This is a genomic window from Fluviicola sp. (genome assembly GCF_030151805.1).
Classification (GTDB): domain Bacteria; phylum Bacteroidota; class Bacteroidia; order Flavobacteriales_D; family Crocinitomicaceae; genus Fluviicola.
The window spans coordinates 1-8,663 of record NZ_JASLCN010000150.1 but is presented as its reverse complement, the minus strand read 5'-3'; the positions used below and the strand labels follow the sequence as shown (position 1 = coordinate 8,663).

The window sequence follows — 8,663 nt, the reverse complement described above, 5'->3', positions numbered from 1 at the left end:
GTGCTTACAGCAGTGATCTATTTGGGAAATGATATTTTATTCCCGGTTATCCTGGCCTTTATTTTTGGTGTTCTGATTCGACCGATTGATGCCTTTCTCCAAAACAAATGGCGCTTTCCAAAAATCATCTCGGTGATTATCACTGTTGCAATAGCCATTCTGTTCTTTGCGGGCATTTTGTTTCTGGTCGGAGTTCAGTTGAAAGGATTCTTTGATGATTTACCGACAGTAGAAAAGAACATCACTAAAGTGCTCCACGATTTGGGCGATTGGATCAATCAAACATTTGGGATAACGAACTTTCAGCAGGAGAAAATCGTCAAAGAAAACCTCATGAAGCCCGGGAAATTTGTTTCCATGGAAAGCTTCGGATCAGTGACCGGAGTTTTAATGTACATGGTTCTGATTCCGCTCTATCTGTTCCTGTTTTTATTCTATCGTCCGCTGTTGTTGGGCTTTCTGGTGAAATTAGTTCCGAAGAAAAGCACCGAAAAAATGCAGATTGTTGTAAATGAGATCAAGGTGATTATCCGTCAATACATCCTGGGACTCCTGATTGAAATTGCAGTTGTAGCAAGTCTAACTTCCCTGGGCTTGTGGCTGATCGGAGTGAAATACGCGTTGTTTTTAGGCTTGTTAACAGCTCTGCTCAATTTGGTTCCTTATGTCGGGATTATCATTGCAAACATCTTGAGCTGCCTGATTTCACTTTCAAACAATCCGAACCTGGAGCAATCTGTTTTGGGAGTTTTGGCAGTAATCGGAGTGGTGCAGTTTCTGGACAACAACATCCTGATGCCACGCATTGTGGGTTCCAAAGTCCGGATCAATGCACTGGCATCTATTCTTTCAGTCATTATTGGCGGAGCACTGGCCGGAATTCCCGGAATGTTTCTGGCAATTCCGATTACCGCGATCCTGAAAGTCGTTTTCGATGCCGCTCCCGGTTTAGAGCCATACGGTTATTTGTTAGGTGACGATTTACCAAAAGCCTTGTTTTGGACCAAAAAGAAACAGCTGGAAACCAAAGATTAAGAAGGAATCAGATCCTGAAACCAAAAACCGTATTCAATCGGTTCATTGGTTTGGTTTTTAGCTGAATAGGATTTTAAAACAGTTTCTCCCAACTCAAATGTGATTGGTTTTTTGAACATCGGACCATCAAACACAAAGGTGTGAAACTCCCCGTTTTCTCCACATGGATCTACATTTTCAGGCAAATCTTCCAGGAATTGGGAATCAATCACTCTGCCGACGAATTCTTTGCCCAATTTGGAAGCATCCACACAAACAACAACCGTTTTGAAACCCAGATCAATGAATTCCCGGACCAATTCTCGTGTATCGCGCTTCCAGAGAGGGAAATGTGCAGAAATAGCTACTTCTTTTAGCTTTTGTTCTCTGTATGCCCTCAAATCTTCCAGGAAAATATCCCCGAAAAAACAATCGGAAATCCCTTCTTCCTGAATCTCCTGAATTGCGCGGTTCATCGCATGTTCGTATTCAGACATATCTGAACTGGCGGGAAGAAAAACACGTTTTGTTGGAATAGTTAAAGACTCAGCCTGAGCGATCAGCAATTCGTTCCGCACACCGTGCATCGAAATACGGTTTGCTTCCTGGTTAAAAGTCGTGAGCAGATAACGAATATCGAACTGGGCTTGCTGCAATACTTTGTAAAGCGCTAATGTACTGTCTTTTCCACCGCTCCAGTTAAAGTAAGCGGGAATTAATTGTCCCATTCTTCATTCAGAAAAGCAACAATTCTTCGCGCTGTGGTGTTGAAATAGCGCTTGGTACGGTATCCGCCAACCCACGTAATTCCGCGTACAGCATTCGTCAGGAATACTTCATCCGCAACCAGTAAGTTAGATGGTAAAATCGGGCATTCGTATACCTTCAAACCATTTTTCAATGCGAGGTTAATCACCTGCATGCGCATGGTTCCTGCCAAACAACCGTCGGCCAGGCTTGGAGTGTACAAAACACCATTGCTTACCACGAAAATATTGCTGTGAGAGCTTTCCAGGATCTGACCGTTGTCATTGGTGATCAGCATATCGTCCAGGCCTTTTTCCTTTGCAGAAATTGCAGCCAATACGTATAAGATTCCGTTTTTGGTCTTGTAATTGGAAAGACTATTCTTCGTTTTTTTAATATCCTGGTACAAATCCACTTCCAGCCCTTTTGCATTCAATCCGAAGAGGTTTTGCTCGATTGGATATAATTCAATGAAATAACTAACCTCATTGGTATCAGGAAGATAAGTTCCTCCGCCTAAACGATCAATTGAAAGACGGATTCGTGCTCCTTCCGTAATTTTGCATAACGCGATCAGCTCATCAATTTGCTGTTGGAAAAATTCGGTGGTATAAAAAGCCGGTAAACGCATTTTCAACACTTTTGATCCTTCTACCAGGCGGGAGAAATGATGCGCCAGGTTTAGTACCTTTCCGTTCATAACCCGCATACTTTCAAAAAGACCGTCACCGTAAGTGTAGGCTCTGTTTCCTGCTGAGATGGAATGACCTGTGTTGCTGATTATTTTACCGTTGTTGTTTACGAATAATTCCTGATCGCTCATTTAAAGTAGGTTTTGAAATGCAAAAATCACTTGTTCAATATTAGTAATTAAAATGAAAATAATACCGAAAACTGCGCCGGATATATGCGCATCATGTGCAATATTTGTTTTTCTGTTGCGATCAGAATAGATTTCAAAAGCCAGGTAAATCGGTCCGAAGATCCATGCTTTGATTGGAATAGGAATAAAAATGAGTAGGATTTCCATTCCCGGATCGAGCATAATCATGGCAAAAAGAATCGCTGAAGTAACCCCGGAAAGACCTAAGGATCTGTAATTTGGATTGTCTTTGTGTCTGAAAAACGAAATCATACTCGAAGCAAACATCGCTACCAATACAAATGCCCAGAAAACGATTTCTCCCGCCAAAGGACCATAGAAATTGTAGAGGTAGAACTCGAAATACTTTCCGAAGTAAAAAAGTGTAATTCCGTTGAAAAATAAGTGACCCACATCGCCGTGAAGAAAAGCCTGCGTCACAAACCGGTAATATTCCTTGTGATGTTTCACATCATACGGACTGAAAAGGTATTTCTCCATGAAATCACGGTTGTTGAATCCAAGAATCGACATGATAATCATGGTTCCGAGAAGAATGTATGTTGAATAAATTTGAGGCTCCATATTTGAGGAATAAGTATCTTGCGACAAAATTGCTCATTATTTTTTGATCATTTATGAATTTTACCAGACTTCTAATCCTGTTTCTCGCATTTATACTTATTCGCTGTACTCCCTCAATAGATAAAACAAACCCGATTTTCGACCGGAAAACTCCGTTGAAAAAGCGAATCGGATTGGCGATTGAATCCGATTTATTAACAAAATTAGATTTCCCTGAAGGATTGAAAGATTCGGTGTATGCCTTTTACAAATCGCGCGATTTTAAACCCGTTTGGGCGAATGATTCTGTCCTGACTGAAAAAGGAAGAAACTGGAAAGAACTCACGAATTATCCGTGTGCTTTGGGCTTGCCGGATAATCGCCTGTTCACTTTTAAGGAAGATTCATTAAGTCACACCTCCATCATCCAGGAATTCCTTCTTACAGCACGCCTGGCGCAATTGCAGCAAGATCTGAAAGTTGGTTTTTTAGATACATCTACCAATAATTACAGACCAATTGTTTCGATTGATATAAAAACACTGAATAAAAGTGTCCGGCAGATGGATACGGTTAAAAACTGGGGTTACTGGTTTGCTCAAATGGGCCCTGCAAGACCGGAATACCGTGCTTTGGCAATAGGATTGTTTCAATATGCTTCAAAAAAGAAGTTTTCGGACATTCATTTTGAAGTTCCTGCATTGGTAGACGATTCATTGCGTTCTTTGGAGCTTGCCGAAGAATCGTTGATTGATAAAGGTTATCTCGATCCGAAGAAAACTGATTCTGCCTCTTTCTGGGAAGCTATGGCTCGTTTCCAGGCTGATAACGGGCTGAAAGCAGATGGTGTGATTGGTATTTATACACGAAAAGCGTTGGATGAATCTGAACGATACAAGTGTCACAGAGCCATTTTATCTATGGAACGCTGGAGATGGCGTGCTCCTTTTCCCGAAAGATATTTATGGGTGAACATTCCGGAGTACAAACTGCGCATCTTCTACAACGACAGTATGTTGTCGGAACACCGGGTAGTAGTTGGTAAACCGGAAAATCAAACTCCGCAATTGAGTTCCCGTCTTCGTGCAATTGTTTCGTTACCTTATTGGACACAACCTCAATCCATTGCAAGTAAGGAATTCCTGCCGGCTATTCAGCGGAATTCGAATTATGCGGCGAAAAATCATTACAAAGTTTATCGGGGTGAAACGGAAGTTGATCCGACGACTATTAACTGGAAACGCTACAAGGAGAAGAATTTTCCTTTCAGAGTAAGGCAGGAACCCGGACACGACAATGCACTCGGATTAGTGAAATTCGAGTTCAACAATAAATTCGGAGTTTATATTCACGACACACCTTCCAAAGGATTCTTCAACAAAGATATTCGGGCATATTCGCATGGTTGTGTGCGTTGTCAGATGCCCGATTCGTTGGCGCGCTTCATTTTAACCAGAGACGACAAGCAGAAAATGACCCGTGATTCCCTGGATACTTTGATTGCCCGGAAAGAGCATTTTTCGATCGCATTGAGAAAACCGATTCCCTTGCAATTGGATTATATCACGGTGGTAGCAGACGAAAACGGGAAACTGATTTTCTTCCCGGATGTGTATGACCGCGATGAGAAATACCTGAAAATGATGAAGATTTATCCGAAAGTTGATTAGTCTTTATGTGAGAGGCAAGAGCCAGGACAATCTAATGAATTAAGAAAACTCCTGCCTCTTTTGGTTTTGCTCCATTAAGTCTCACCTCGTGACTCTCGTAAAAAAGGATTTAGTACTTTTGCAAAAAAATAAAAAAGGAACCATGTCAGTTATCATTGCCCCGTCTATTTTATCCTGCGATTTCGGAAACCTGGAACGCGATTTCGAATTGATCAATCAAAGTGAAGCAGATTGGTTTCATGTTGACGTAATGGACGGCGTTTTTGTTCCCAATATCTCTTTCGGATTTCCGATCATCTCGGCATTGAAGAAAGTAGCGAAGAAAACAATTGATTGTCACATCATGATTGTGAATCCGGATCAATACATTGCAGACTTTGCAAAGGCCGGCGTAGATATTCTGACAGTTCATTACGAAGCATGTACACACCTTCACAGAACGATTGCTGCGATTCATGAGGCAGGAATGAAAGCCGGAGTTGCTTTAAATCCGCACACACCGGTATCTGTTTTGGAAAACGTGATCGCAGATTTAGACTTAGTATTGATTATGTCAGTAAATCCGGGATTCGGAGGACAGAAATTCATTACTCAAGCGATTGAAAAAGTGAAGCAGGCAAAGGAATTGATTGAACAATCAGGATCAAAGGCTTTGATTGAAGTGGATGGAGGTGTAAACACGGAAACAGGAGCAAAATTGGTAGCTGCAGGTGCTCAGGCGTTGGTGGCGGGAAGTTTTGTCTTTAACAGTCCGGACCCGAAAGCAACCATTTCTTCTTTGAAAAAACTCTAAATGCTCGACTTTTTTCAGCAGCGTTTCTCTTATTTGCACCAGTTGAACCTGAGTTGGATCGCGCATTTAAAACAAAACGATCAGGATATTCCCTGGGACGTAAAAGGAGCCATTTCCCGTTTAATGAACTCACAACACATGGCTGTGTGCGGAATTTTGGACCTGGAAATCGAATCCGAATTGGATGATGTGCAGCCTGAAATGTATTGGGAATCCCTGGAACGCGACAATTTCCAGCAATGGATGAATGTTTTTCTGCAATACAATCAGGGAATCCAGGACAATATTGAATGGCTCACTCCTCTCCTGTTCAAAGCACTGCATGAAAATGCACAATACATCGGTCAGCTGAAATTATTACTGTCTCAGCACCAGATGGAATTGTTTGACGAAACCTTAATCCGGGTAGATTAATTCGTTTATTCCCGAAGTAATTTTCCGTTGTTTACCTTTTCCTTGAACCAACATTGAAGTGTATGAAGCATACATTTCTCTTTCTCTCACTGCTTTTGAGCGGTTTTGGTTTAAACGCACAGGATTTTTGTAAATCAAGCAGCATCTTTTTTGATCTGAACAAATCAGACCTGAAACCGGTCGGAAAATTATTGGTTGATAGCTTGGTAACATCCCTGAATGGCTCCGGTTTTATATTCGAAGTATACGGCTACACAGATACGTCAAACACGAACGATTACAATAAGAAACTTTCCCAAAGCAGAATAGATGCTGTTCTGGCATATTTGAAGGAGAAAAATGTGGTCCCGAAAGAAATCCGGACCTTCAATGAAGGAGAAGATTTTATTTCCAACAACCGGCGAAAAGATGCAGCATTTCAGCGTCGTGTGGATATTTACCTCACTCCGATGGAAGGTTCTGACGTGGTATTCCGCTCAAAAGATGGAGTCATTGTGAAAAGAGATATTTCTTCCTTTGGAGATTGCGGGATTTGTGCATTGAAACCCAAAATGAAATACTTGCAATCGGAAGCCGAAGCAAATGAAAACGGAATTGACCTGATAACCGATAAAAACGAGCGTTTGATTACTTACGGAATGGTGTTGTTTGATATTGATCCGTGTTCATCTATTCCGGAAGAGGAACAGAAAAGGATTCGTACTTGTATGGAACTTCCTGCTGTGCGCTGGGATTCTGGAGTGGAGTTATTTGAATTGATTGAACAGCCCGGGAACGATATCTGGAAAAAACTGCAAGACACCATGAAGCGTGATCCGGAGCAGAAAACCGTGAGATTTTGCAGTAATGCACGAAAGATAAATTGTGATCTGATTGATGGTCCGGGGCGCGCATTCCAATTAATTCTGCCAATAGAATCGAATTCCGGAAAATCACTGTTCCTGTATTATGATCAAAGAAAACCCGAAAAACTGCTCAACGACACAGTGCCTTTGAAAAGAGGAGTTGAAACAGTGCTTAGTTATTTCAATCTTGAAAACGACTGGTATCTTTTCAAAGAACAGTCCGGGAAAATCATGAAAGAATTCTCCAATCGTGATCCGGCTTCTCCGAATACTTGTTTGATTTACGTTCCGGATTACAAATTGGCTCCGTCAAAAGGGGAAATAGAATTGAAAATGAAGCTGAAAGATATTGATAAAGTAGGTTATTATCATGCTGATTTCGACTTGTTTGTTCCGCTTGAAAGAATCTCCGGAAACACCTATTCCGGGCACATGTATCAAAATGGTTTTGAGTTGTGTTACATCAAAAACGATCGTTACTACATCGAAAAAAACAAAGCGAAAAGCCTGAAGATCAAAACGAAAAACGGGCACTCGAAAGCAAAAATCAGACGTCTTTATTTGTTTAAAAAGAAGCAGTTGAAATGGAAACGCGTAAAACGCACAGAGCTGAAATAAATTGAAAAGAGTTTAAGTCCAAACGTTTACCTTTTTAATTGTTTATTTTTAGGTTATTTATAATCATACAAACATGAAACGTCCTCCCTTCAACACCTTTCCCGAATTACAAGACGAAAGAATCCTGCTTCGCGAAGCACATGAGGATGAAGTTTCATTGTTGTTCGAAATTTTAACCTACGACGGAAGACCCGCAGAAACATTGGAAGAAGGAAGAAATATCTTTTCCCGGATTCATCAGAATTACCTGGATGGAGACACGGTGAACTGGGTAATTGAACAAATCGAAACGAAAGAAATGGTTGGTTTTGTGGGCTATTACAGAGGATTCAAAGACGGAATCGGAGAATTGGGTTGTATTTTGAAAGCCGGATTCCGGGGAAAAGGATTCATGTCTCCTGCTTTGCGTCTTGCAGCGAAATTCGGAATCGAAGAAATGAAATTGAATCAGGTAATTGCATTCACCAAACCCGATAATGAAAAAGCGATTATTCTATTGAATCGAAATGGATTCCAGGTAGAGGAAGGACTTACCGAAGGTTATTTGAAGTTTGTTTACCGCGCAAACTAATTGAATCAGTCTTGCAAACGTTGCTGAAACAGAAATCATTACGCTTTTGTTAAAACGATATTTCGAAAAAAATAATTTTTGTAAACACAATTCTCTAAGAAATGACTACTTTTGCCGCGGGGTAAGTCTTTTACGACCAGCTCCCTCTAACTCCTCCAGGACGGGAACGTAGCAAAGGTAAGAGGTTGTAGCGGTGCGATAAGAGTAGCTTACCCCTCTTTTTTTGTCTTTTTTTTCGTTTCTTTCCATCTTTCCTTGTCTAAAATAAGAGTATGAATCGTTATCTGGCTGGAATTCTCATCGGATTTCCATTAGTTGTTCTGTCCCAAAAAAATGAAGCACTGACATTGAATCAAACAAAAAAGATTCAAATGGAGCAAGGACAGACAAAATCCTTTTCATTGAATCTGGAACGGGGAAAACCGTATGTCATTCATTTGGAACAAAAAGGAATTGATGTAGCACTTCACCTTAAAAACGAAGCCGGGGTTGAACTTATTTTCCGGGATAGTCCCAACGGCTTGTTTGGTCCGGAAAGAATTGAATTCACCCCGCAAAACTATGT

The 8,663-nt window shown here is 41.0% G+C and carries 10 protein-coding genes and 1 other RNA gene; 8 read left to right on the top strand and 3 right to left on the bottom strand.

What is annotated here, in order from left to right; genetic code table 11:
- Positions 1-1,035 (top strand): AI-2E family transporter (locus Q1V93_RS05725; protein ID WP_300662661.1); only part of this gene is annotated, 1,035 nt, incomplete at its 5' end.
- Here Q1V93_RS05725 and Q1V93_RS05720 read toward each other — a convergent pair.
- The 3 genes from Q1V93_RS05720 to Q1V93_RS05710 are packed head-to-tail and all read right to left on the bottom strand — an operon-like array spanning position 1,032 to position 3,208.
- Positions 1,032-1,742: a diphthine--ammonia ligase gene (locus Q1V93_RS05720; protein ID WP_300662658.1), complete on the bottom strand. Its 711-nt coding sequence runs from the start codon at positions 1,740-1,742 to the stop codon at positions 1,032-1,034. The two genes, Q1V93_RS05725 and Q1V93_RS05720, sit on opposite strands and share 4 nt — an antisense overlap.
- Entirely contained in the window at positions 1,730-2,584 is an 855-nt protein-coding gene (locus Q1V93_RS05715; protein ID WP_300662655.1) for an aminotransferase class IV, read from the bottom strand. The genes Q1V93_RS05720 and Q1V93_RS05715 overlap by 13 nt, the downstream gene beginning before the upstream one ends.
- Entirely contained in the window at positions 2,585-3,208 is a 624-nt protein-coding gene (locus Q1V93_RS05710) for a rhomboid family intramembrane serine protease (RefSeq protein WP_300662652.1), read from the bottom strand.
- Between the two features lie 53 nt (positions 3,209-3,261).
- On the opposite strand from Q1V93_RS05710, the gene Q1V93_RS05705 reads away from it, so the two are divergent.
- From Q1V93_RS05705 to Q1V93_RS05675, 7 genes are all read left to right on the top strand, one after another.
- Positions 3,262-4,857, top strand: a complete 1,596-nt coding sequence (locus Q1V93_RS05705) for a L,D-transpeptidase family protein (RefSeq protein ID WP_300662649.1) — start codon at positions 3,262-3,264, stop codon at positions 4,855-4,857.
- Between the two features lie 142 nt (positions 4,858-4,999).
- Positions 5,000-5,650: a ribulose-phosphate 3-epimerase gene (gene rpe, locus Q1V93_RS05700; protein ID WP_300662646.1), complete on the top strand. Its 651-nt coding sequence runs from the start codon at positions 5,000-5,002 to the stop codon at positions 5,648-5,650.
- Positions 5,651-6,064 (top strand): hypothetical protein, encoded by a 414-nt coding sequence (locus tag Q1V93_RS05695; protein ID WP_300662645.1) that lies wholly within the window; start codon positions 5,651-5,653, stop codon positions 6,062-6,064.
- Between the two features lie 62 nt (positions 6,065-6,126).
- On the top strand, positions 6,127-7,527 hold the full coding sequence (locus Q1V93_RS05690) for an OmpA family protein (protein WP_300662642.1): 1,401 nt from the start codon (positions 6,127-6,129) through the stop codon (positions 7,525-7,527).
- 73 nt (positions 7,528-7,600) lie between these two features.
- Positions 7,601-8,098 (top strand): GNAT family N-acetyltransferase, encoded by a 498-nt coding sequence (locus Q1V93_RS05685; protein ID WP_300662639.1) that lies wholly within the window; start codon positions 7,601-7,603, stop codon positions 8,096-8,098.
- A gap of 119 nt (positions 8,099-8,217) precedes the next feature.
- Positions 8,218-8,316: signal recognition particle sRNA small type (ffs, locus tag Q1V93_RS05680), an RNA gene on the top strand.
- 54 nt (positions 8,317-8,370) lie between these two features.
- Positions 8,371-8,663 (top strand): hypothetical protein (locus tag Q1V93_RS05675; RefSeq protein WP_300662636.1); only part of this gene is annotated, 293 nt, incomplete at its 3' end.